Here is a 21,512-nt window from a genome sequence, read left to right as displayed (position 1 = left end):
GTGAGGGCCCGCACCGGACCGCCGGTGCGGGCCCTCACGCGTGGTGCGTCACAGCCGGGTGATGTGCCGGTCCAGGATGGCCCGCAGCCGGTCGGCGCCGTCCGGGCCGTCGACGGCCCGCTTGGGCAGGATGGCCATGCCCACGCCGTGCCGGTCGCCGGTGAGCAGCACGAACAGCTCGGCGGTCTCGGTGTACCGGGGCAGCGCGGGCCAGCGGTACGTCATGTCCAGGTCCCGCGAGGACTGCCGGACGCCGTCGTCGTCCACGACCACCCGGTACTCGCCCTGGGTGGCGTACATCCGGTGCACCTGCTGCCCCTGGAGGCCGGGGACCAGCAGGTACACGCCGAGAACGAAGAGCAGCACCACGAGGCAGAGCAGCGCCCCGCCCACGCTCGGCCCGTCCGGGCCGGTGAGGCTCAGGACGAGTGAGCCCAGCATGAACAGCGCGCAGGCCAGCAGCACCCCGTTCTGGAGCCGCCCCGACGGGGTGGCCCGGGCCCGCGCGCGGATCGCCCCCACCGCGTCGGCGAGAACGGGAACGTAGGTCAGCTCCACGGTGTCCCGCGTCGTTCCGGACACTGCTTCGGTCACGGCCCCTCCTTGTCATGGACAAAGCCGTGATCGTAGCGGCCGGGTCAGACGGCCGGCCCGTCGGTCACCGCCCGCTCGCCCTCCGGGCGGCCCTGCATGGCCAGCAGTTCCTCGTTCGGGATCGCCCCGCCGAAGCGCCGGTCGCGCTGGGCGAACTCCAGGCACGCCCGCCACAGGTCGCGCCGGTCGAAGTCCGGCCACAGCACGTCCTGGAAGACCATCTCGGCGTACGCGCTCTGCCAGATCAGGTAGTTCGAGGTGCGCTGCTCACCGCTGGGCCGCAGGAACAGGTCCACGTCCGGCATGTCCGGGTAGTAGAGGTACTTCTGGATCGTCTTCTCGCTGACCTTCGACGGGTCGAGCCGGCCCGCCTTCACGTCCGCGGCGATCCCCTGCATCGCGTCCGCCAGCTCCGCGCGGCCGCCGTAGTTCATGCAGAAGTACAGGGTCAGCCGGTCGTTGTCCTTGGTCTGCTCCTGGGCGATCTGGAGCTCCTTGGCCACCGACTTCCACAGCTTGGGCATCCGGCCCACCCAGCGCACCCGGATGCCCAGCTCGTCGAGCTGGTCGCGGGTCTTGCGGATGAAGTCGCGGTTGAAGTTCATCAGGAAGCGCACCTCGTCCGGCGAGCGCTTCCAGTTCTCGGTCGAGAAGGCGTACAGGGAGATCGCCCCGACGCCCATCTCGATCGCGCCCTGGAGGACGTCCAGGACCCGCTCGGCGCCGACCTTGTGGCCCTCGGTGCGGGGCAGGCCGCGGTCCTTCGCCCAGCGCCCGTTGCCGTCCATGACGATGGCGACGTGGTTCGGGACCAGCTCACCCGGGATCTTCGGCGGGCGCGCGCCGGACGGGTGCCGCTCGACGTCCTTGTAGTCGCGGCGGGACCGGCCCAGGAATCCGCGTCGTGCCATGCGGCTCACACTCTCCTCAATCTGCTGCTACTTCTCGACGTACCGCAGGGAGCGCAGCCCTCGCTCCAGGTGCCAGTGCAGATACGCGGACACCAGTCCGCTCCCCTCCCTGACGTGGCGCGGTTCGCACGCGTCCGCCGTCTCCCAGTCGCCGGTCAGCAGCGCGCTGAGCAGACCGACGGCCTCCGCAGAGGGTACGACGCTCCCGGGCACCCGGCAGTCGCCGCATATGACCCCGCCCGCCCCGACCGAGAAGAACCGGTTCGGCCCCGGCAGCCCGCACCGCGCGCAGTCGTCGAACGAGGGCGCGTAGCCGTTCACGGCGAGCGAGCGGAGCAGGAAGGCGTCCAGGATCAGGTGCGGGGCGTGCTCCCCGCGCGACAGGGTCCGCAATCCCCCGATCAGCAGCAGGTACTGCTGCACGGCGGGCTCGCCCTCGTGGTCGGTGAACCGCTCGGCGGTCTCCAGCATGGCGGTACCGGCCGTGTACCGCGCGTAGTCGGTGACGATCCCGCTGCCGTACGCCGCGATCGTCTCGCTCTGCGTGCACAGCGGCAGCCCGCGCCCCACCAGCTCGCTGCCGCGCGCGAAGAACTGCACGTCGACGTGGCTGAAGGGTTCCAGCCGGGCGCCGAACTTCGACTTCGTCCGGCGCACCCCCCGGGCGACGGCCCGTACGCGCCCGTGCCCGCGCGTGAGGATCGTGATGATGCGGTCCGCCTCACCCAGCTTCTGGGTGCGCAGCACGATGCCGTCGTCGCGGAACAGGGTCATGGACCCATTGTCCCGTACCGGGACGGCGGCCGGGGCCCGGCCCGGGAACCCGGCCCCGGCGGCGTCAAGGCACCTCGCCCCGGCTCCGCGCGTTCACGTACGACGTCGCCGCGCTGATCCGCTCCGCGTCCGTCGCGGGCCGCAGCCCGTCCGGGGGGCAGTCCCACTCCCGGCCGCCACCGATGGGCCTGAGCTGGACGTACGGCCCCACGTGCCCCATGAGGCGCCCCACGCGCCCGCTGCGGACGTCCACGACGTACGACCCGACCGGCAACCCGAACGGCAGGCTCATTCCCGTCCACCTTCCTCCGGCAGGGCGGCGGCCAGCCGGCGCGCCGTCCCCACCGTGCAACGTCCCAGTTCGACGAGCGGCCGAGGGGGCTCCGCGGCGCATGTGACGGGGTCCAGCCCCAGTGACGGGAGCGTGATTCCCGCCCTTTCCAGTGCCGCGCGCAATTCCGCCACCGCCTCCTTCGCGTCCTCGACGGTCCCCGACGGCTGTCGCTCGCTTTGTTCCTTCACCAACACGGTCCTTTCCGAATCCATTTCCCGCTTACTGCCCCCAGGATGGACCCGCGCCTCTAGCATTGGCGGTTGCGCACGCGCTACAACTGCGCGGCAGGACTGGGGTGTTAAGCCATGGCCAACGCAGGCTCGTCCAGGCAGGCCGCCTGGGAGTTCTACGGCACGGAGCTGAAGAACCGGCGCGAAGCCGCGAAAATGACGCAGCAGGAACTGGGGCGGAAGGTCTTCGTTTCGGGCGGGTACATCGGCCAATTCGAACAGGCCATCCGAAAGCCCCAGTTGGACGTGGCGGCGAGGATCGACGAAGTCCTACAAACCGATGGTTTTTTCGAGCGGATGTGCCGCAAGCTCATCAACACGTCGCCGTACGCCGAGTATTTCCGGGCCGTTGCGGAGCTGGAGGCGCTGGCGACGAGGATCTGCGAGTTCGCACCCACGGTCGTGCCCGGCCTGCTCCAGACCGCCGAGTACGCGCGGGCGGTCACCGTGGCCGCCAACCCCTTCGTCCCCGAGGAGTACGTGGAGGAGAAGGTCACCGCCCGGCTGGCCCGGGCCCGCGTCCTGGCGCCCGCTACAAGGCCCGAGTATTGGGTGACCCTGCACGAGAACGTGCTCCGGGTGCCGGTGGGCGGCCCGGCCGTGATGGCGGCGCAACTGGACCACGTGGCGGCGCTGGCGCGCCGGCGGGCGGTACTGGTGACGGTGATCCCGTGCGCGGCGGGGGCGCACGCCTCCATGATGGGGTCGCTGAAGCTCATGGACTTCGAGGACGCCCCGCCAACCGCCTATACAGAAACGGCTTTTTCGGGCACGTTGCTGGACGATCCGGCGGTGGTGAAGCGGGCACAGCGCGCCTACGATCTGGTCAGGGTCGCCGCGTCGTCGCCGGAGGCGTCCCTCGCCCTGATCGAGTCGGCGGCTGAGGACTACAGACGATGCGCGACTACGACCTGAGCACCGCACGCTGGCGCAAGAGCACCCACAGCAACGGCGAGGGCGGCGACTGCGTCGAAGTGGCGTACGACTTCCCCGGCGTCGTCCCCGTACGGGACAGCAAGAAGCCCGCCGGACCGGTCCTGGTGGTCGGCGCTCACGCGTGGCGGGCGTTCGTCGAGGGTGTCAGTGCCGGTGGTTAACGTGATCACATGAGTTCTTCCCTGAGCGCGTACCTGCTCGACCCCAAGGCCACCCGCGCCCTCGTCGGTTCCGGCGACGACCAGCTCCTCCAGGTCATACGGGACAGCTTCGGCGACGACCTGGCCGCCGACGACCGGTACTTCTCCTCCGAGATCGCGAACGGCGCCCCCACCGCGTACGAGGCGCTGCGCGCGGTGGTGCACGGCGGGCCGTTCCACGAGAACAAGCAGTACGCCTTCCAGTACGGGTACGCGTACAAGCGCCTCTGCTCGCTGACGGGGTCCTTCCTGGACAACTCCTCCTTCAGCCCGTTCCGGGGCGACTGGCTGGAGGTCGTCGACGAGGGGCTGCGGGCACTGCGGATCACCGCCGTCTCGGTGGCGGAGCTGGGGTACTACGACGGTCTGCCGAAGGGGATCCCGGCCTACGACCTGCCGCGCTGCGGCGAGTGGACGCACGAGGAGTGCCTGGAGGCGCTGGAGCAGTTCGAGCGGACGAAGCGGGAGGGGCACGCGCCGCCGCTGGAGCCGGAGGTGGTCGACGCGGTGATGGACGTCATCGGGTGGCTGCGGCACGTGGAGGCGCGGCCCGGCTTCGGCGTCGTGGGGTTCGTGTCGTAGGCCGCTACGGCTCCCGCCCCTCCTGCTTGGCGACCACGACCTCCTTGCGGAGTGCGCGCGCCAGGATGACACCGACGACGATCAGGCCGACCGCCAGCCAGCGGGGGGCGGCGTCGTAGACCAGGACCAGGACGCCCATGGGGATCAGCAGGCCGACGAACGGCATCAGCAGGCTGCGTACCGGCGGGCGGGGGACGGCCGGGTACCACTCGGTGAAGCGCATGGCGGTGATGAGCGCCGACGCCTGGACGAGCCAGGCCGTCCAGAGGTTGTCGGGGTCGTGCAGGACGAGGTCGCCGATGCCGCCCGCCACGGCCGCCACCAGAAAGGCCAGTGCCCAGGCCTGGGTGACGACGACGTTGGCCCGGAGGAAGTCCCGCGTGTGCCAGAACTCGCGCGGGACCTTCTTGCGGGCGTACGGCGTCGTCAGGGGTGCCGCCGCCGCGACGGAGAGCACCGCCAGCGCGGCGATCGCGAGGTTGGAGATCTCGTTGGCGTACGTCTCCAGCCATCGCATCGTGTCCACCGGGGCGATCATGCCGACGACGGTGAGGACGCCGAAGAAGACCAGTCCGGCGACCTCCAGGAACACCGGCCGGTGGCGCACCAGCAGCAGGACGGCCGCCAGGGCCAGGGCGAGGCCGGCCGCCGGTTCATAACGGCCGGGGCCGACCAGCAAGGAGAAGACGATCCACGGGGACATGCCCGTGATCGAGCTGTTCATCAGCCTGGCGCCCCAGCCGGCCGTGCCGTTCATGGTTCCAGCGTGGCGCGGTTCATGCGTGGAGGCGAGAGATGCCATAAGCCCGGCTTATGGGGTCATAGGCGGGGGGCGGGTACCGAGGTGAGGCGAGCCTTACTTAGGGTGCGTATGAGCACTCACGTCACCGCTCACTCCTCGCTCGAAGGGAATTCGTCATGCCCCGCCCCTTGCGGGTCGCGATCGTCGGTGCCGGCCCCGCCGGGATCTACGCCGCCGACGCGCTGCTGAAGTCCGAGGCCGCCACCGACCCCGGTGTGTCGATCGACCTCTTCGAGCGTATGCCCGCGCCCTTCGGCCTCATCCGGTACGGCGTCGCGCCGGACCACCCGCGCATCAAGGGCATCATCACCGCGCTGCACCAGGTGCTGGACAAGCCGCAGATCCGGCTGTTCGGCAACGTCGACTACGGCACCGACATCGTCCTGGACGACCTGCGGACGTTCTACGACGCGGTGGTCTTCTCGACCGGCGCGACGGCCGACCGGGCGCTGGACATACCCGGCATCGACCTGGACGGTTCGTACGGCGCCGCCGACTTCGTGTCCTGGTACGACGGCCACCCGGACGTGCCGCGCACCTGGCCGCTGGAGGCCGAGAAGGTCGCCGTGCTGGGCGTGGGCAACGTGGCGCTGGACGTGGCGCGCATCCTGGCGAAGACGGCGGACGAGCTGCTGCCGACCGAGATCCCGCCGAACGTCCACGACGGCCTGAAGGCGAACAAGGCGCTGGAGGTCCACGTCTTCGGGCGGCGCGGCCCGGCACAGGCGAAGTTCAGCCCGATGGAGCTGCGCGAGCTGGACCACTCGCCGAACATCGAGGTCGTCGTCAACCCCGAGGACATCGACTACGACGCCGGGTCCATCGAGCAGCGGCGCTCCAACAAGCAGGTCGACATGGTCGCCAAGACCCTGGAGAACTGGGCGATCCGCGACGTCGGCGACCGGCCGCACAAGCTGTTCCTGCACTTCTTCGAGTCGCCGGCCGAGATCGTCGGCGAGGACGGCAGGGTCGTCGGGCTGCGCACCGAGCGCACCGAGCTGGACGGCACGGGCAACGTCAAGGGCACGGGCGAGTTCACGACCTGGGACGTCCAGGCCGTGTACCGCGCGGTGGGCTACCTCTCCGACGAGCTGCCCAAGCTGCCGTTCGACCTCGCCAGCGGCACGGTGCCGGACGAGGGCGGCCGGGTGATCGAGGGTGGCGAGCACATGGCGTCGACGTACGTCACGGGCTGGATCCGGCGCGGTCCGGTCGGCCTGATCGGCCACACCAAGGGCGACGCCAACGAGACGGTGGCCAACCTGCTGGAGGACCACCGCGAGGGCCGGCTCCTGGTCCCGGCCGCCCCGGAGGAGGGCGCGGTCGACGCGTTCCTGCGGGACAAGGGCGTGGAGTACACGACCTGGGAGGGCTGGTACCGCCTGGACGCGGCCGAGCGGGCGCTGGGTGAGGCCGAGGGCCGCGAACGCGTCAAGATCGTCGAGCGCGAGGGCATGCTCCGGGCGAGCGCCGAGCGCTGACCGCACGCGGCGGGGCGCCCCGGAACCTTCCGGGGGCGCCCCGCCGCGTTCACACGTCGAGCATCGGCACGAGGTGCTCCTCCTCGTACACGAGGTGGGCCTCCAGCTCGTCCGTGAGCCGCTCGACCTCCGAGCGGACGTGCTCGGGGTCCGCTTCCGCATCGGACACCACCGCCTTCAGGTCGGCCAGGATGGCCGCTATCCGCTCGTGCTCCCGCTTCAGCCGGTCCAGCACGGGCGCCAGCTCCGGGTGGCGGTCGGCGACCATCGGGAAGAGCATCGTGTCCTCGCCCGTGTGGTGGTTGTGCAGGCCCTGGCAGACGGTGAGGCAGTTGATGCGAAGCTGGGTGCCGAGTCCGGTGGCGGTCCCGGTCTCGGCGATCTCCTTGCGGATGAGTCCCAGTTCGCGCCGGAACATGTCGTGGACGACCTTGATGCCCTCGCTCATCGACGTGGCGTTGACGCGCGGCGGGCCGGGCACCTCGGTGAGCACCACCACGGGGATCACCCGGCTGGTCTTCGCCTGGTAGTCGGCCCAGCCGGAGTCCGCCTCGACGGCGCGGGCGAAGGCGCGGTCGCGCTCCTCGCCCCGGAGGACGGTGGCGTCCGCCTCGTAGGTGAAGACACCGCTCTCGACCGTCACGCGGGGGTTGGCCAGCAGGTTGTGGTACCAGGCGGGGTGCCGGGGGGCGCCGGCGGCGGAGGCGATGACGAGGATCCGGCCGTCACCGTCGTGGTAATAGCCGACGGGCGTGGTGTGGGGCTTGCCGGACCGGGCGCCGGTGGTCGTCAGCAGGACGAGCCGGGCCCCCTCGAACCATCCGCCCACGCGCCCGTTGTTGGCGCGGAACTCGTCGATGACCTGCTGATTGAAATCGTTGGGCAAGTGTCTGCTTTCTGCTCCTGGGTGAAGAACTGCTGTGTGCGGATGCACGCGGAGAGAAAACAGAAGAAGGCGGGGCTCTGGCCCGCCCCGGCGTCACGCCGAGGCCGGGTGCCCTACTCGTGTGTGGCCCATGGCCGACCCGGCAGTCACCACGTCAACGTACCGATGACGAACGATCATCCGCAACGGAGAAAACCGGCCATCAGTCGAACATGTGGATCTCGTCGCCGAGGCCCTGGGCACGGGCGGCGGCGATCACGAGACCGGCCGCCACCGCGTCCTGGACGGCCACGCCGACCGACTTGTAGAGGGTGAGCTGCTCGGGGGAGCGGCGGCCCGGCCTGCTGCCGTTGAGGAGCTCGCCGAGCTCGGCGTGGACGTGGTCGGCGGTGATCACGCCGTCGCGGATGGGGAACAGCAGGTCGTTGCTCCCGGCGGGGAACGGCGCCAGGGCGGCCCGCCGGGACTCCACGCACACCAGGGCGTCGGCGATCGTGGCGTCGTCGACCTCCCGGCCGCCCCGGTTGAACCCGACGGAAGTGATGTGCGCGCCGGGCGCGAGCCAGCGGCGCCGGACGACCGGGTCGACGGAGTGGGTGGCGGCGGCCACCAGGTGCGCCCCGTCCAGCGCCTCGGCGTACGTCGGCACGGCGACCACCTCGACCTTCAGGGCGGCCCCCAGCTCGTCGGCCAGCACGGCCGCCCGGACCGGGTCGCGGCCGGCCACCCGGATGTGCCGGACGGGCCGCACCCGGCACAGGGCGTGGGCGTGGGTGCGGGCCTGGACGCCGGTGCCGAGGAGGGCGAGGACGGTGGCGTCGTCGCGGGCGAGGAGCCGGGCCGACAGCGCGGAGGCGGCGGCGGTGCGGGCCGCGGTGATGGCGGTCCCGTCCAGGAGCGCCCGGGGCGCGCCCGTACCGGGGTCGAAGACGGCGATGACGGCCTGGTGGGTGGGCAGGGGCGTACCGGCGTTGTGGGGGAACAGGGAGACCAGCTTGGTCATGAGCACCCCGGCGGACGGCACGTACCCGGGCATGGCGGCGAGGAAGCCGTCCTGCCCCGGCACCATGGCGGCGACGCGGTCGGGCACGGACGCGCGGCCCTCGCTGAGGTCCACCATCGCGGGACCGAGGGCGTCGATCAGCGCGTCCATGTCGAGCAGGGTCTCGACTTCCCTGCGCCCCAGTACCAGCACCCTTCCAGCGTCCGTCACGACGCGGGCCGCCGCCACGGCGGGGCGCCCGGACAGGGCCGGGCGGTCCCGGCAATCCGGGCGGTCCCGGCGGTCCCGGCGGGCACGCTCTAGAAGGGCGCCTGCGCGGACTCCATCAGCCGGGCGGTCTCGTCGGCCGGGAGGTGGAGGGCGGCACCGACGGTGGTGAGGACGTCCCGCTCGGCGGTGGTGTAGGCACCGTCGGCGAGGGCGATGCGGGCGCCCTGGAGCAGGATCGATTCCCGCCCGGCGGGCGCGAGGTGCGGGGTGAGCGGCTCCAGGGCCTCGTGCAGCTCGATGGCGAGGGCGGCACCGCACGGCGTGCCGGTGTCGGCCACGAACCGGCCGGTGTCGGCTTCGAGGGCCTCGATCAGCGCGGTGAGGCTGTCGGCGGTGCAGTCCTCGTACCCGGCGGCGCGGACGGCGAAGACGGCGGTCCTGAGGACGGGGCGGGACGACACCCCGCCGGCGGCGAGGACGGCGAGGGCGACGGTGTGGACGGCGTCGCGGAGCATCGCGGAGAAGCGGGCGGTGGTGGGGTGGTCCAGGGCGTCGGTGCCGAAGTGGCCGTGACAGGCGGCGCATTCGACGACCGGTCCGGCGAGGCCGCGCGGCAGCAGCGGGACACCGAGGAGGGTGAGGCGCCGACGGCCGGTGCGGCGCCGGTAATTGCGGTCCCCGCCGCAGCCGGGGCAGAAGAACTGGCCGTCGCCGACGGTGTTCCAGGCGGTGGAAATGGAGCAGATGCGCACTCTTCGCCCGCTTGATCCTCGTGCTGGCAGCACGTCGCACCTCCAGAACGCCTCGGCCACCTTGCCGCGTTGGCGTGATGTTAGCCACATCGGTGATGCCGCGTCAGCACCCCGGCGTGAGATCGCCACAGGGATGGCTGAACCCCGCCCTCCGCAAAGGCCGCGGCGGGCCTTCGGGAAGGGCGGGGTCCAGCGGGTCGGGGTCAGCGCGTGGCGCGGTTGACGGCCGAGATGACCGCCTTCAGCGAGGCGCGGGTGGTGTTGGCGTCGATGCCGATGCCCCACAGGACCTTGCCGTCGATGGCGCACTCGATGTACGAGGCGGCCTGCGCGGACGCGCCCTCGCTCATCGTGTGCTCCTGGTAGTCCAGCAGGCGGGCGTCGATGCCGATGGCCTGGAGGGCGGCGAAGAACGCGGAGATCGGACCGTTGCCGGAGCCGGTCAGGACCGTGTCGGCGCCGTCGACGACCGCCTCGACGGTCAGCGTGTCCGTGCCGTCCTTGTCGGTCGTGGTCTGGCCGGAACGGAGCTGGATCCGTCCCCACGGGTTGTCCGGGTTGGGCAGGTACTCGTCCTGGAAGACGGACCAGATGGCCTTCGGCGTGACCTCGCCGCCCTCGGCGTCGGTCTTCGCCTGGATGATCTTCGAGAACTCGATCTGCATCCGGCGCGGCAGGTCCAGCTTGTGGTCGTTCTTCAGGACGTACGCGACACCGCCCTTGCCGGACTGCGAGTTGACGCGGATGACCGCCTCGTAGGACCGGCCGACGTCCTTGGGGTCGATCGGCAGGTAGGGCACGGCCCACTCGATGTCGTCGACGGTCTTGCCGGCGGCGGCCGCGGTGGCCTCCATGGCGTCGAAGCCCTTCTTGATGGCGTCCTGGTGGGAGCCGGAGAAGGCGGTGTAGACCAGGTCGCCCGCGTAGGGGTGGCGCGGGTGGACCTCCATCTGGTTGCAGTACTCGGACGTACGGCGGATCTCGTCGATCTGCGAGAAGTCGATCTGCGGGTCGACGCCCTGCGAGAACAGGTTCATGCCCAGGGTGACCAGGTCGACGTTGCCGGTGCGCTCGCCCTGGCCGAACAGGCAGCCCTCGATGCGGTCGGCACCGGCCATGATCGCCAGCTCGGCGGCCGCCACCGCCGTACCGCGGTCGTTGTGCGGGTGGACGGACAGGCACACGTGCTCGCGGCGGGACAGGTTGCGCGACATCCACTCGAACCGGTCCGCGTGGGTGGAGGGCGTCGAGCGCTCCACGGTGGCGGGCAGGTTCAGGATGATCTCGCGGCCCTCCTCGGGCTGCCAGACGTCCATCACGCCCTCGCAGACCTCCAGGGCGAAGTCCAGCTCGGTGTCGGTGAAGATCTCCGGGCTGTACTGGTAGCCGAAGACCGTCTCGTCGCCCAGGATCTTGTCGGCGTACTCCATCACCAGCCGGGTGCCGTCCACGGCGATCTGCTTGACCTGCTCCTTGGAGCCGCGGAAGACGACCCGGCGGAAGACCGGCGCGGTCGCGTTGTACAGGTGCACGGTGGCCCGGTGGGCGCCGCGCAGCGACTCGACCGTGCGCTCGATCAGCTCCTCGCGCGCCTGGGTCAGGACGGAGATCGTCACGTCCTCGGGGACCGCGCCCTCCTCGATGATGGAGCGCACGAAGGCGAAGTCGGTCTCGCCGGAGGACGGGAAACCGACCTCGATCTCCTTGTAGCCCATGCGTACGAGCAGGTCGAACATCTCGCGCTTGCGGGCGGGGCTCATCGGGTCGATCAGCGCCTGGTTGCCGTCCCGCAGGTCGGTGGACAGCCAGCGCGGCGCCTTGGTGATGCGGTTGTCCGGCCAGGTGCGGTCGGGGATGTCCACGGCCTCGTACCGGCCGTACTTGTGGATCGGCATCCCGGACGGCTTCTGGGTGTGCGTCGCGTTGGTGACGGGCGTGGGGCGGCCAACGGGCTGGGACATTGCGTAGGGCTCCTCGGTTGTCCTTCACGGGGACGGCCGACTGGGTCGAAGCAGCACCAGACTCCGCGGGGAGGGGGTCGGCCTACGACTACAGGCCCTCGCCGCGGCAGCTAAGAAGAAGCAGCCCGAAACGCATGATGTGAGGAAGCCTAGCCGAGCGGCACCAGGAGTGGAGGTGCCGTTTCAGTATGCGGGATTCGGCGCGCCAACCGTCAAACAGTGACTCATCACTCTTTTTCGGGAACCCTCATCGCAGCGGGTGACAGGATGATGACAGGCTGCCACATTGCGGAGCATGACTGCGACAGCCCCCGTGTTCTGCACGATCGTCCCGCCGCACCTCCTCGACCGTCTCTCCCGGGCCGCCGACCCGGTCGTCGCCGCCGCCGCCCGCCGCACCCTGGTCACGGACGCCGCCCAGCGCACCGCCCGCCGCCTGACCACCGTCGCCGGGGCCGCCCCCGTACCGACGGCCGCGGACACGCCCGCCGACAAGCCCCGCCGCACCGTGCACGACGCCGGGCACAAGACCGCCCTGCCGGGGAAGAAGGTGCGCGGCGAGGGCCAGCAGCCGAGCGGGGACGCGACCGTCAACCGCGCGTACGCCGGCCTCGGGGCCACCTTCGAGCTGTTCCGCGACGCCTACGGGCGCAACTCGATCAATGGGTCGGGACTGCCGCTGGACGCGACCGTCCACTACGACCGGGACTACAACAACGCCTTCTGGAACGGCGACCAGATGGTCTTCGGCGACGGGGACGGCAAGATCTTCCTGGACTTCACCGTCGCGGTCGACGTCATCGGCCACGAACTCGCCCACGGCGTCACCCAGTACACCGCGAACCTGGCGTACTTCGGCCAGCCCGGCGCGCTGAACGAGTCGATGTCGGACGTCTTCGGCTCCCTGGTCAAGCAGAAGGCCCTGGGCCAGACCGCCGAGCAGGCCGACTGGCTGATCGGCGCCGGGCTGCTGGCGCCCGAGGTCCAGGGCGTGGCGCTGCGCTCCATGAAGGCCCCCGGCACGGCGTACGACGACGACGTCCTCGGCAAGGACCCGCAGCCCGCGACGATGGACGACTACGTGCACACCGGCGCCGACAACGGCGGCGTCCACATCAACTCGGGCATCCCCAACCACGCCTTCTACCTGTTCGCCAAGGAGCTCGGCGGCCACGCCTGGGAGCGGGCCGGGCGGGTCTGGTACGACGTGCTGACCGGGGGCCGGCTCACGGAGGACGCCGACTTCGCCGACTTCTCCCGGCTGACGGTGGCGGCGGCCCGCGAGCGGTTCGGCGCGGGCGGCGCGGAGGACGACGCGGTGGTGAAGGCCTGGTCGACGGTGGGGCTGCCGACCGGGTAGACAGGGCCCATGCGCATTCGGGTCATCCGTACGGGCGGGTTCGCGGGCATCGAGCGGCGGGCCGAGATGGACACCTCTGGTCTGCTCGACGCCCGCGACTGGCACCTGCTGGCCGAGGCGGCCCTGGCGGAAGGGGACGGACAGCGGCCGGCGGGCGTGCCGGACGGGTTCGGCTACGAGATCACCGTGGACGGCCGGACGGTGTACTGCGCCGACCCGGGGCTGGGCGAGGCCCAGCGGGAGCTGGTCGCCCGGGTGCTCCGGGAGGGCGCGTGAGCCTCGCTGCCGCGTTCTAGAAGCCCAGCTTGCGTAGCTGCTTGGGGTCGCGCTGCCAGTCCTTGGCGACCTTGACGTGCAGGTCCAGGAAGACCGGCGTGCCCAGCAGCGCCTCGATGTGCTTGCGGGACTTGGTGCCGACTTCCTTCAGCCGCTGCCCCTTCGGGCCGATGATGATGCCCTTCTGGCTGGGGCGCTCGATGTAGACGTTGGCGTGGATGTCCAGCAGCGGCTTGTCCTTGGGACGGTTCTCGCGCGGGATCATCTCCTCGACGACCACCGCGATCGAGTGCGGCAGCTCGTCCCGTACGCCCTCCAGCGCGGCCTCGCGGATCAGCTCGGCGACCATGACCTGCTCCGGCTCGTCCGTGAGGTCGCCCTCCGGGTAGAGCGGCGGGCTCTCGGGAAGCAGCGGGATCAGCAGGTCGGCCACGAGCTGGACCTGCTTGTCACCGACCGCGGAGACCGGGATGATCTCCTGCCACTCCATGCCCAGCTCCCTGCCGAGCTGGTCGATCGCGATGAGCTGTTCGGCCAGGGTCTTGGAGTCGACCAGGTCGGTCTTGGTGACGATCGCGACCTTCGGGGTCTTCTTGATCTCCGCCAGTTCCTTGGCGATGTACCGGTCGCCCGGGCCCAGCTTCTCGTTGGCGGGCAGGCAGAAACCGATCACGTCGACCTCGGCCCACGTAGTACGCACCACGTCGTTGAGCCGCTCGCCCAGCAGGGTGCGCGGCTTGTGGAGGCCCGGGGTGTCGACCAGGATGAGCTGGGCGTCCGGGCGGTGCACGATGCCGCGCACGGTGTGGCGCGTGGTCTGCGGCCGGTTGGAGGTGATCGCCACCTTCTGGCCGACCAGAGCGTTCGTGAGGGTGGACTTGCCCGCGTTGGGGCGGCCGACGAAGCAGGCGAACCCGGCCCGGTGGGCGGCTTCGGTTTCAGGATTACGAGCGCTCATGGGGGCCATTCTCCCCGATGCGGACACCCTCACCTACCGCAGGCTCCGCCACCGGCCTCCGGGCCCGCGACCGCGCGGCCAGGGCGGCGACCACCGAGGCCGCGTAGAGGAGGGTGAGCACACCCAGGACGAGATCGAGCCAGTCGACCGCCCCGCCCCGTGCCAGCGCGGCGGCCGCCGGGATCCCGGCGGCGAGCCCGGCCACGACCAGGAGCACCCCCGCCGCGCCCCGGGCCACGCGCGCGGCGGCCGGCCGGTCCCGGTTGAGCAGCTCGCCCGCCGCCCAGAGCACCAGCAGCAGCGGGAACACCGCGTGCGGCTCCGGTGCGCCCCCGGCGATCAGGTCGACGACGTTGATGACCACCCCGACGGCGCCGATCACCAGGACGATCCAGGGGCGGGTCGGGCCCCCGGACTTCTCCCCCGTACCGGCCATCAGCCCGCGCTCACCGTCGCCCGCAGCTCGCCGTCCGGACCGGCCACCAGGACGGGCGTGTCCGCGCCGCCCAGGTCGCGCACGGCGGCGCGGTCCGCCTCCGCGGCGGCGCCCGCCTCGGTGACGACGGCCGCGGCCTCCAGGGACGTGGCACCGCTGGCCACGGCCATCGCCACCGCCGTCTGGAGCGCGCTGAGCTTCAGCGACTCCAGGGCGACGGTCCCGGCGACGTACGTGCGCCCGGTCTCGTCCCGTACCGCCGCGCCCTCCGGCACGCCGTTACGGGCACGGGCGCTGCGCGCCAGGGTGATGATCTTGCGGTCCTCGGGGCCGAGGTCGGTGGTCTGAGTCATGCCCCGAGGATAAGTCCGCGATCAGTGTCAGCTCTGGGCGGCCTTGACGAACTTGTCGCCCGCGCGCTTGGCGAGGTCGTCGAAGTTCTTGGTGGCCGCCGGGGTGCCGGGGACGTAGACGGCACGGGACACTCCGCTGCCCTGGCGGACAACGGCGATGTGGAGGGCGAACTCCATCGCACCGCCCAGGTTCATGCTGACGCGCACGCCGTGCGACTCTTCGCCGGCCTTCGGCGCGGTCAGCTTCTCAACCTTGAGGTCGACGGGCGCGCCCTCCATGGTCGTCTTGAAGCCGGTGCACTTCTCGGCGGCGGCGCCGATGGACGTCACGAAGTCCGCGGCACCCGTGCCGGGGAAGGTCATGATCTGGTGCGAGAGCTGGTTCGCGCCGTTGCCACCGGCGAAGTCTTCGTTGGCGCCGACGGTGGCGCCGACGACCTTGTTCTGGAGCAGCGTCGCGATCGGCTGGCACTCGGGCTTGTCGGCCTTGAAGGCATCGGTGTTGGCCGGGTTCTTCGTGGCGGTCCAGCCCTTGGGCAGGTCGGCCACCGTGAGGACGCCCGCCTTCATCTGATCGGCCGTCAGAGCAGCGGCCGCCGGCTTGCCGGCGGGCTTGTCGGCCGGCTTGGCGGCGTCCTTGCCCTTGGCGGCGCCGTCGCCCTTGTCGGACGAGCCACCGCACGCGGCGGTGAGGGTGAGCGCGGAAACGGTGAGCGCGACGGCGACGCCGCGACGGATACGAGTACGCATGAGGGTGTGTTCTCCCCTGGATGTGGATGTTCCTGGGGAGCTTGGTTCCCCCCTCCCCGCCATGATCGGCCGCGCTGAGGATATACACAGCCGGATCACGGGAAGGGCACAGAACTGTCCTCAGCCTGTACGCGGCCAGGTCTTTCCGCGCGCGCCCTCCGGGCTCGCCAGCCACTCCAGCTTGGCCGCCGTGTCCGCTTCGGGGAGCGGCGTGTGGAGGACGATCATCAGGTCGGGCCGTGCGGGGACGCGCAGTTGGGTGGATTCGACGTGCAGCGTGCCGGCCACCGGGTGCTCCAGCTCCTTGTGCACCTGGCCCGCCGGGGCGATGTCACGGCGCTCCCACAAGGCGGCGAACTCGGCGCTGGCGGCCTTGGCCTCCTCCACCACCCGGCGGAAGCCCTCGTCGTCGGGGCACTCCGAGAACGCGGCCCGGAACTGGGCGACGAGCTGCGGGGCGTTGCGCTCCCAGCTTCGGGAACGCGACCGGTACAGGGGGTCGGTGAAGAAGGCGATGACGCCGTTCTGCGGCATGCCGGGCCGCATGCCGAGCACCGCCGCAGCCGAGGCGTTGTACATGATCGTGTCGCAGTACTGGTCCATGATGTGGGCCGGGTAGGGCATCCACGCGTCGATCAGCCGCCGCAGCCCGGCGCGCATGTCCCCCTGGCCCGGGTCGGCCTCGGGCGGCGGCGGGTTGAGCCCGGCCAGCACGTAGAGGTGCCGGCGCTCGGCGGGGGTCAGCCGGAGCACCCGCGCCACCGAGTCCAGCACCTGCGGGGAGACGGTGATGTCCCGGCCCTGCTCCAGCCACTGGTACCAGGACACGCCGACGCCGGCGAGGACCGCGACCTCCTCGCGGCGGAGGCCGGGGGTGCGGCGCCGGGCGCCGCCGTCGGGCAGGCCGGCCTCGGCGGGGGTGACGCGGGCGCGGCGGCTCCTGAGGAACGCGCGCAGCTCGGCGAGCCGGTGGTCCTTGGAGCTCGTGCTCCCGGTCGCTGGCGCCGTCACGTCGTGCTCCCCCTGCCCCCCTGCCCCGGCCCTGGCCGCCGGGCGCGGCCAACAGCATAGGTTCCCTACGGGCGGTCCAGGCGCAGCCGGGTCGCGCGGGGCAGGCCGGCGACCACCAGGTCGTAGGAGTCCTCGACCAGTTCGCGGACCAGGCGGTCCGGGAGGCCGGGGACGGTGACCGTGTTCCAGTGGCGCTTGTTCATGTGCCAGCCGGGCACGATCTCCGGGTGTTCGGCGCGCAGCCGGACGGCGATCTCCGGGTCGCACTTGAGGTTCACGGTGAACGGCCGGGCGTCCAGGGCGGACAGGGCGAACATCTTGCCCGCGACCTTGAAGACGGACGTCTCCGGGCCGAAGGGGAAGTCCTCCACCGCGTCGTTGAAGGCGAGGCAGAAGCCGCGCAGCTCATCGGGGGTCATGCCACCGGCTCCGCGACCACCGTGACGATCTTGTTGCGGCGGCCGGCCGGGGACTCGGCGGTGAGCCGCAGGGAGCGGCCGTCCGGCAGGTCGACCACGGCCGTGGCGCCGGCGATCGGTACCCGGCCGAGCGCCTTGGCGAGCAGTCCGCCGACCGTCTCCACGTCCTCGTCGTCGTACTCGTCGAGGCCGAACAGTTCGCCGAGGTCGCCGATGTCGAGGCGGGCGGTCACCCGGAAGCGGCCGTCGCCGAGCTTCTCGACGGGCGGCAGCTCCCGGTCGTACTCGTCGGTGATCTCCCCGACGATCTCCTCCAGGATGTCCTCGATCGTGACGATGCCGGCCGTGCCGCCGTACTCGTCGATGACGACGGCGCAGTGGTTGCGGTCCTTCTGCATCTCCCGCAGCAGGTCGCCCGCGTTCTTGGTGTCGGGGACGAAGGCGGCGGGCCGCATGACCGTGGACACCAGGTCGTTCTCGGCGTCGCGGTTGATGTGGGTGCGGCGGACCAGGTCCTTGAGGTAGACGATGCCGACGACGTCGTCCTCGTTGTCGCCGGTCACCGGGATGCGGGAGAAGCCGGAGCGCAGCGCCAGGGTGAGCGCCTGGCGGATGGTCTTGTACCGCTCGATGGAGACCAGGTCGGTGCGCGGCACCATCACCTCGCGTACGAGGGTGTCGCCCAGCTCGAAGACGGAGTGGACCATGCGCCGCTCGTCGTCCTCGATCAGGGACTCCTGCTCGGCGAGGTCGACCATGGCCCGCAGTTCGGCCTCGGAGGCGAAGGGGCCCTTGCGGAAGCCCTTGCCGGGGGTGAGGGCGTTGCCGATGAGGATCAGCAGTTGCGGCACCGGGCCCATGACACGGGCCAGCGGCAGCAGGACGTACGCGGCGGCGGTCGCCGTGTTCAGCGGGTGCTGGCGGCCGATGGTGCGGGGCGACACGCCGACGGCGACGTACGACACCAGCACCATCACGCCTATCGCCACCAGCAGGGCCGACCAGGTCTCCTCGAACTCGTTGAGGCAGACGTAGGTGACCATGACCCCGGCGGCCATCTCGCAGGCCACCCGGATGAGCAGCGCCAGGTTCAGGTACCGGGTGGGGTCGGAGGCGACCTGGACCAGCTTGACGGCACCGCGCCGGCCGACCCGGACCGCCTCGGCGGCGCGGAAGCCGGAGACGCGCGCCAGGCCCGCCTCGGCGCACGCCGCCAGCCAGGCGACCACGACCAGCGCGACCGCGCCGAGGATGAGCTGGGCGGTCATGAGACGGTCGGCGCCGGGGAGGGGCCCGTGAGGCCCTTCTCCGCCCGCCAGCCGTCGATGATCGCCGCCTGGAGGCCGAACATCTCGGCCTTCTCGTCGGGCTCCTCGTGGTCGTACCCGAGCAGGTGCAGCACCCCGTGGACGGTGAGGAGCTGGAGCTCCTCGTCCATGGAGTGCTGCGTCGGGGCGTCCTGGCCCTGCTTGGCCGCGACCTCCGGGCAGAGGACGATGTCACCGAGGAGGCCCTGCGGGGGCTCCTCGTCGTCCTTGCTCGGCGGGCGCAGCTCGTCCATCGGGAAGGACATGACGTCCGTGGGGCCCGGCAGGTCCATCCACTGGATGTGGAGCTGCTCCATCGCTTCCTCGTCCACCACGATCACCGAGAGCTCGGAGAGGGGGTGGATGCGCATCCGCGTGAGCGCGTACCGGGCGACGTCGAGGATCGCCTGCTCGTCGACCTCGGTGCCGGACTCGTTGTTGACGTCGATCGACATGGTGCTCGTGCGCTCTACTTCCCGTTTTGGTTGTCGTACTTCTCGTACGCGTCGACGATACGGCCGACGAGCTTGTGCCGTACGACGTCGTTCGACGTGAGCATCGAGAAGTGGACGTCCTCGACGCCCTCCAGGATGTCCCTGACCTGGCGCAGACCGCTCTTGGTGCCGCCGGGCAGGTCGACCTGGGTGATGTCACCGGTGATGACGATCTTCGAGTCGAAGCCGAGCCGCGTCAGGAACATCTTCATCTGCTCGGGGTTCGTGTTCTGCGCCTCGTCGAGGATGATGAACGCGTCGTTGAGCGTGCGGCCGCGCATGTACGCCAGCGGCGCGACCTCGATCGTGCCCGCCGCCATCAGGCGCGGGATGGAGTCGGGGTCGAGCATGTCGTGCAGCGCGTCGTACAGCGGCCGCAGGTACGGGTCGATCTTCTCGTAGAGCGTGCCGGGCAGGAAGCCGAGCCGCTCGCCCGCCTCGACGGCCGGCCGGGTCAGGATGATCCGGGTGACCTGCTTGGACTGGAGGGCCTGGACCGCCTTGGCCATGGCCAGGTACGTCTTGCCGGTACCGGCGGGGCCGATGCCGAACACGACCGTGTGCTTGTCGATGGCGTCGACGTACCGCTTCTGGTTGAGCGTCTTGGGGCGGATGGTGCGGCCGCGGCTGGAGAGGATGTTCTGGGTGAGCACCTCGGCGGGGCTCTCCTGGCCGGGCTCGGCCGTGCCGTTCTCGCTCGCCCTGAGCATGGCGATCGAGCGTTCCACTGCGTCCTCCGTCATCGGCTGCCCGGTGCGGAGCACCAGCATCATCTCGTCGAACAGTCGCTGGATCAGGGCGACTTCCCCCGCCGGTCCGACCGCACTGACCTCATTGCCCCGGACATGGATGTCGGCGGCCGGGAACGCCTCTTCGATCACGCGCAGCAGCGCGTCGCCCGAGCCGAGGACGGTCACCATCGGATGCTTGGCCGGGACCGTGAAGTGGGCTCGCGCCTGCTGGGTCTGGGCTGTGGGTGTCTGCGTCATGGGCCGGCTCTCAGGCCTGCACATACCTCCCGCTGCAGGGTTCTCGCTGCTCGACAACCTCTGGACATCCAGCGTACGTCGTGGCGCGGACAACCCCGAAGGCTTTTACCGCGGCCCCGCCGGGGATTGCCCGGCACCGCGGGCCGGGCGGGACTTCGCGGACACGCCCTAGGCGGACCGCCGGAAGCCGATCGTGGGGACGGCCCGCCGCAGCGGCCAGGGCCGGGTGGCGGCAGGCAGCAGCGACTCCAGGAACGCGTAGCGGCGCAGGCCGGCGGGGTCCTGGGCGGCGGCTTTCTGGACGTGGTCCCACCAGGCGGCGACCTCCACCCAGCCGGGCGCGGACAGCGACCCGCCGAACTCCTGCACCGACAGGGCGGCGGTCAGCCCGGCGAAGGCGAGCCGGTCCGGGAGCGGCCAGCCGGCGAGCGTGCCGGTGACGAACCCGGCGACGAAGACGTCCCCGGCGCCGGTCGGGTCGAGGGCGGCGACCTCGATGGCCGGGACCTCGGCGGTCTCCCCCGTCGCCCCGTCCACGGCGTAGGCGCCGTCGGAGCCGAGGGTGACGACGGCGAGGGGCACCTTGTCGGCGAGGGCCCGGGCGGCGGCGCGCGGGCACGAGGTGCGGGTGTAGCGCATCGCCTCCTCGGCGTTGGGCAGGAAGGCCTCGCAGTGGTCCAGGTCGGGCAGGGCGGCCAGGTCCCAGCGGCCGGTGTCGTCCCAGCCGACGTCGGCGAAGACGCGGGTGGACTGCCCGGCCGCGTCGGCGACCCACTCCTCGGGGCGGCCGGGGGTCAGGGAGGCGACGGCGGCACGCGCGCGTGGCGGGCAGGCGGGCAGGGAGCCGTCGAGCGGCGGGGCCTCGTGGCCGTGCGACACCATGGTCCGCTCGCCCTCGTAGGCCATGGAGACGGTCACCGGGGAGTGCCAGCCGGGGACGGTGCGCGACCGGGACAGGTCGATGCCCTCGCCCTGCTCCAGGGCGTCCCAGCAGTACTCGCCGTAGTGGTCGTCGCCGAAGGCGGCCGCCAGGGAGGTGCGCAGTCCGAGCCGGGCGAGGGCGGTGGCCATGTTGGCGACGCCGCCGGGGCTGGAGCCCATGCCGCGCGCCCAGGTCTCGGTGCCGCGCGCGGGGGCGCTGTCCAGGCCGGTGAAGATGATGTCGAGGAAGACCGTGCCGGTGAGGAAGACGTCGTACTCGGGGTCGGCGGGCGTGCGCAGCCCGTCCAACGGGTCGACCCCGGCCGTGTGTTGCCGCTGCTGCTGCTCTCCCCTGGATGTGATCACGGCGGGCTCCCCGGTCGCGGTACGGATCAGGACAGTGTGCCTGATTCTCACCCTTCCGGGAGGGCGGCAACACCCGGAGAACGAGCTCCCTTACCCGCCATCACCGCACACAAACGCATAGTGACGCGGATCACATCCCGCTGGCCCCTTCCCGCCTTCTCGTACGACCGGCCCGCTTGATACAAATTGGCCCGCGTTCCCGTGCACGTTCCCGTA

At 71.2% G+C, this 21,512-nt stretch carries 26 protein-coding genes; 6 read left to right on the top strand and 20 right to left on the bottom strand.

Annotated elements, in window-relative coordinates:
- Window positions 1-48: 48 nt before the first annotated feature.
- The 5 genes from ACZ7LK_RS02325 to ACZ7LK_RS02305 form a co-directional block, all read right to left on the bottom strand.
- Window positions 49-594 (bottom strand): YcxB family protein, encoded by a 546-nt coding sequence (locus tag ACZ7LK_RS02325; RefSeq protein ID WP_471137997.1) that lies wholly within the window; start codon window positions 592-594, stop codon window positions 49-51.
- Window positions 595-638: 44 nt separating this feature from the next.
- Window positions 639-1,505, bottom strand: coding sequence for an isoprenyl transferase (locus ACZ7LK_RS02320; protein ID WP_392276439.1), 867 nt, complete (start codon window positions 1,503-1,505; stop codon window positions 639-641).
- A 27-nt stretch (window positions 1,506-1,532) separates the two neighbouring features.
- Window positions 1,533-2,279, bottom strand: coding sequence for a DNA repair protein RecO (recO, locus tag ACZ7LK_RS02315; protein WP_392276438.1), 747 nt, complete (start codon window positions 2,277-2,279; stop codon window positions 1,533-1,535).
- A 64-nt stretch (window positions 2,280-2,343) separates the two neighbouring features.
- On the bottom strand, window positions 2,344-2,571 hold the full coding sequence (locus tag ACZ7LK_RS02310) for a hypothetical protein (protein ID WP_471137995.1): 228 nt from the start codon (window positions 2,569-2,571) through the stop codon (window positions 2,344-2,346).
- Entirely contained in the window at window positions 2,568-2,825 is a 258-nt protein-coding gene (locus tag ACZ7LK_RS02305; protein WP_469465152.1) for a hypothetical protein, read from the bottom strand. The genes ACZ7LK_RS02310 and ACZ7LK_RS02305 overlap by 4 nt, the downstream gene beginning before the upstream one ends.
- A 93-nt stretch (window positions 2,826-2,918) precedes the next feature.
- On the opposite strand from ACZ7LK_RS02305, the gene ACZ7LK_RS02300 reads away from it, so the two are divergent.
- The 3 genes from ACZ7LK_RS02300 to ACZ7LK_RS02290 are packed head-to-tail and all read left to right on the top strand — an operon-like array spanning window position 2,919 to window position 4,561.
- Window positions 2,919-3,758, top strand: a complete 840-nt coding sequence (locus ACZ7LK_RS02300) for a helix-turn-helix domain-containing protein (protein ID WP_471137993.1) — start codon at window positions 2,919-2,921, stop codon at window positions 3,756-3,758.
- Window positions 3,740-3,940 carry a DUF397 domain-containing protein gene (locus tag ACZ7LK_RS02295; RefSeq protein ID WP_392276435.1) on the top strand — a complete coding sequence of 67 codons (201 nt, stop codon included), beginning with the start codon at window positions 3,740-3,742 and terminating at the stop codon, window positions 3,938-3,940. The genes ACZ7LK_RS02300 and ACZ7LK_RS02295 overlap by 19 nt, the downstream gene beginning before the upstream one ends.
- Window positions 3,941-3,949: 9 nt before the next feature.
- Window positions 3,950-4,561 carry a DUF7691 family protein gene (locus tag ACZ7LK_RS02290; protein ID WP_392276434.1) on the top strand — a complete coding sequence of 204 codons (612 nt, stop codon included), beginning with the start codon at window positions 3,950-3,952 and terminating at the stop codon, window positions 4,559-4,561.
- Between the two features lie 4 nt (window positions 4,562-4,565).
- Here ACZ7LK_RS02290 and ACZ7LK_RS02285 read toward each other — a convergent pair whose 3' ends face one another.
- The gene (locus ACZ7LK_RS02285; RefSeq protein WP_471137990.1) at window positions 4,566-5,318 is read right to left on the bottom strand and encodes a hypothetical protein; all 753 of its coding nucleotides are present in this window, start codon (window positions 5,316-5,318) and stop codon (window positions 4,566-4,568) included.
- Between the two features lie 161 nt (window positions 5,319-5,479).
- On the opposite strand from ACZ7LK_RS02285, the gene ACZ7LK_RS02280 reads away from it, so the two are divergent.
- On the top strand, window positions 5,480-6,844 hold the full coding sequence (locus tag ACZ7LK_RS02280; protein WP_392276432.1) for an FAD-dependent oxidoreductase: 1,365 nt from the start codon (window positions 5,480-5,482) through the stop codon (window positions 6,842-6,844).
- A gap of 49 nt (window positions 6,845-6,893) precedes the next feature.
- On the opposite strand, the gene ACZ7LK_RS02275 is transcribed toward ACZ7LK_RS02280, so the two are convergent.
- From ACZ7LK_RS02275 to leuA, 4 genes are all read right to left on the bottom strand, one after another.
- Window positions 6,894-7,730, bottom strand: coding sequence for a nitroreductase/quinone reductase family protein (locus tag ACZ7LK_RS02275; protein WP_469463969.1), 837 nt, complete (start codon window positions 7,728-7,730; stop codon window positions 6,894-6,896).
- Between the two features lie 202 nt (window positions 7,731-7,932).
- Entirely contained in the window at window positions 7,933-8,925 is a 993-nt protein-coding gene (locus ACZ7LK_RS02270; protein WP_471137988.1) for an ornithine cyclodeaminase family protein, read from the bottom strand.
- Between the two features lie 107 nt (window positions 8,926-9,032).
- Window positions 9,033-9,728, bottom strand: coding sequence for a TerB family tellurite resistance protein (locus tag ACZ7LK_RS02265; RefSeq protein WP_392274857.1), 696 nt, complete (start codon window positions 9,726-9,728; stop codon window positions 9,033-9,035).
- A 170-nt stretch (window positions 9,729-9,898) separates the two neighbouring features.
- Window positions 9,899-11,656 (bottom strand): 2-isopropylmalate synthase, encoded by a 1,758-nt coding sequence (leuA, locus tag ACZ7LK_RS02260; RefSeq protein ID WP_469463971.1) that lies wholly within the window; start codon window positions 11,654-11,656, stop codon window positions 9,899-9,901.
- A 295-nt stretch (window positions 11,657-11,951) separates the two neighbouring features.
- Between leuA and ACZ7LK_RS02255 the strand changes: the two genes are divergently transcribed.
- Both ACZ7LK_RS02255 and ACZ7LK_RS02250 read left to right on the top strand, forming a co-directional pair.
- Window positions 11,952-13,016: a M4 family metallopeptidase gene (locus ACZ7LK_RS02255; RefSeq protein WP_469463972.1), complete on the top strand. Its 1,065-nt coding sequence runs from the start codon at window positions 11,952-11,954 to the stop codon at window positions 13,014-13,016.
- A 9-nt stretch (window positions 13,017-13,025) separates the two neighbouring features.
- Window positions 13,026-13,292, top strand: a complete 267-nt coding sequence (locus ACZ7LK_RS02250; protein WP_392274854.1) for a protealysin inhibitor emfourin — start codon at window positions 13,026-13,028, stop codon at window positions 13,290-13,292.
- A 16-nt stretch (window positions 13,293-13,308) separates the two neighbouring features.
- Here the strand turns inward: ACZ7LK_RS02250 and era are convergent, their stop codons facing one another.
- The 10 genes from era to ACZ7LK_RS02200 form a co-directional block, all read right to left on the bottom strand.
- Window positions 13,309-14,259 carry a GTPase Era gene (gene era, locus ACZ7LK_RS02245; protein ID WP_392274853.1) on the bottom strand — a complete coding sequence of 317 codons (951 nt, stop codon included), beginning with the start codon at window positions 14,257-14,259 and terminating at the stop codon, window positions 13,309-13,311.
- Complete coding sequence (locus tag ACZ7LK_RS02240) at window positions 14,237-14,686, bottom strand: hypothetical protein (protein WP_392274852.1); 450 nt, start codon at window positions 14,684-14,686, stop codon at window positions 14,237-14,239. The genes era and ACZ7LK_RS02240 overlap by 23 nt, the downstream gene beginning before the upstream one ends.
- The gene (locus ACZ7LK_RS02235) at window positions 14,686-15,039 is read right to left on the bottom strand and encodes a cytidine deaminase (protein ID WP_392274851.1); all 354 of its coding nucleotides are present in this window, start codon (window positions 15,037-15,039) and stop codon (window positions 14,686-14,688) included. The genes ACZ7LK_RS02240 and ACZ7LK_RS02235 overlap by 1 nt, the downstream gene beginning before the upstream one ends.
- Before the next feature lie 27 nt (window positions 15,040-15,066).
- Window positions 15,067-15,789 carry a hypothetical protein gene (locus tag ACZ7LK_RS02230; protein ID WP_471137984.1) on the bottom strand — a complete coding sequence of 241 codons (723 nt, stop codon included), beginning with the start codon at window positions 15,787-15,789 and terminating at the stop codon, window positions 15,067-15,069.
- 120 nt (window positions 15,790-15,909) lie between these two features.
- Entirely contained in the window at window positions 15,910-16,800 is an 891-nt protein-coding gene (locus ACZ7LK_RS02225; RefSeq protein ID WP_392274849.1) for a helix-turn-helix transcriptional regulator, read from the bottom strand.
- Between the two features lie 65 nt (window positions 16,801-16,865).
- Complete coding sequence (locus tag ACZ7LK_RS02220) at window positions 16,866-17,219, bottom strand: MmcQ/YjbR family DNA-binding protein (RefSeq protein WP_392274848.1); 354 nt, start codon at window positions 17,217-17,219, stop codon at window positions 16,866-16,868.
- Window positions 17,216-18,487 carry a hemolysin family protein gene (locus ACZ7LK_RS02215; protein ID WP_392274847.1) on the bottom strand — a complete coding sequence of 424 codons (1,272 nt, stop codon included), beginning with the start codon at window positions 18,485-18,487 and terminating at the stop codon, window positions 17,216-17,218. The genes ACZ7LK_RS02220 and ACZ7LK_RS02215 overlap by 4 nt, the downstream gene beginning before the upstream one ends.
- On the bottom strand, window positions 18,484-18,981 hold the full coding sequence (gene ybeY / locus ACZ7LK_RS02210; protein WP_064071926.1) for an rRNA maturation RNase YbeY: 498 nt from the start codon (window positions 18,979-18,981) through the stop codon (window positions 18,484-18,486). The genes ACZ7LK_RS02215 and ybeY overlap by 4 nt, the downstream gene beginning before the upstream one ends.
- A 14-nt stretch (window positions 18,982-18,995) precedes the next feature.
- Entirely contained in the window at window positions 18,996-20,009 is a 1,014-nt protein-coding gene (locus ACZ7LK_RS02205) for a PhoH family protein (protein WP_351817221.1), read from the bottom strand.
- A 168-nt stretch (window positions 20,010-20,177) separates the two neighbouring features.
- Window positions 20,178-21,296 carry a carbohydrate kinase family protein gene (locus tag ACZ7LK_RS02200; protein ID WP_392274844.1) on the bottom strand — a complete coding sequence of 373 codons (1,119 nt, stop codon included), beginning with the start codon at window positions 21,294-21,296 and terminating at the stop codon, window positions 20,178-20,180.
- Window positions 21,297-21,512 lie beyond the last annotated feature (216 nt).

Source organism: Streptomyces sp. NPDC039423, assembly GCF_055598725.1.
The sequence above is the reverse complement of the archived record's forward strand: the minus strand, read 5'-3'. Positions and strand labels throughout refer to the sequence as shown.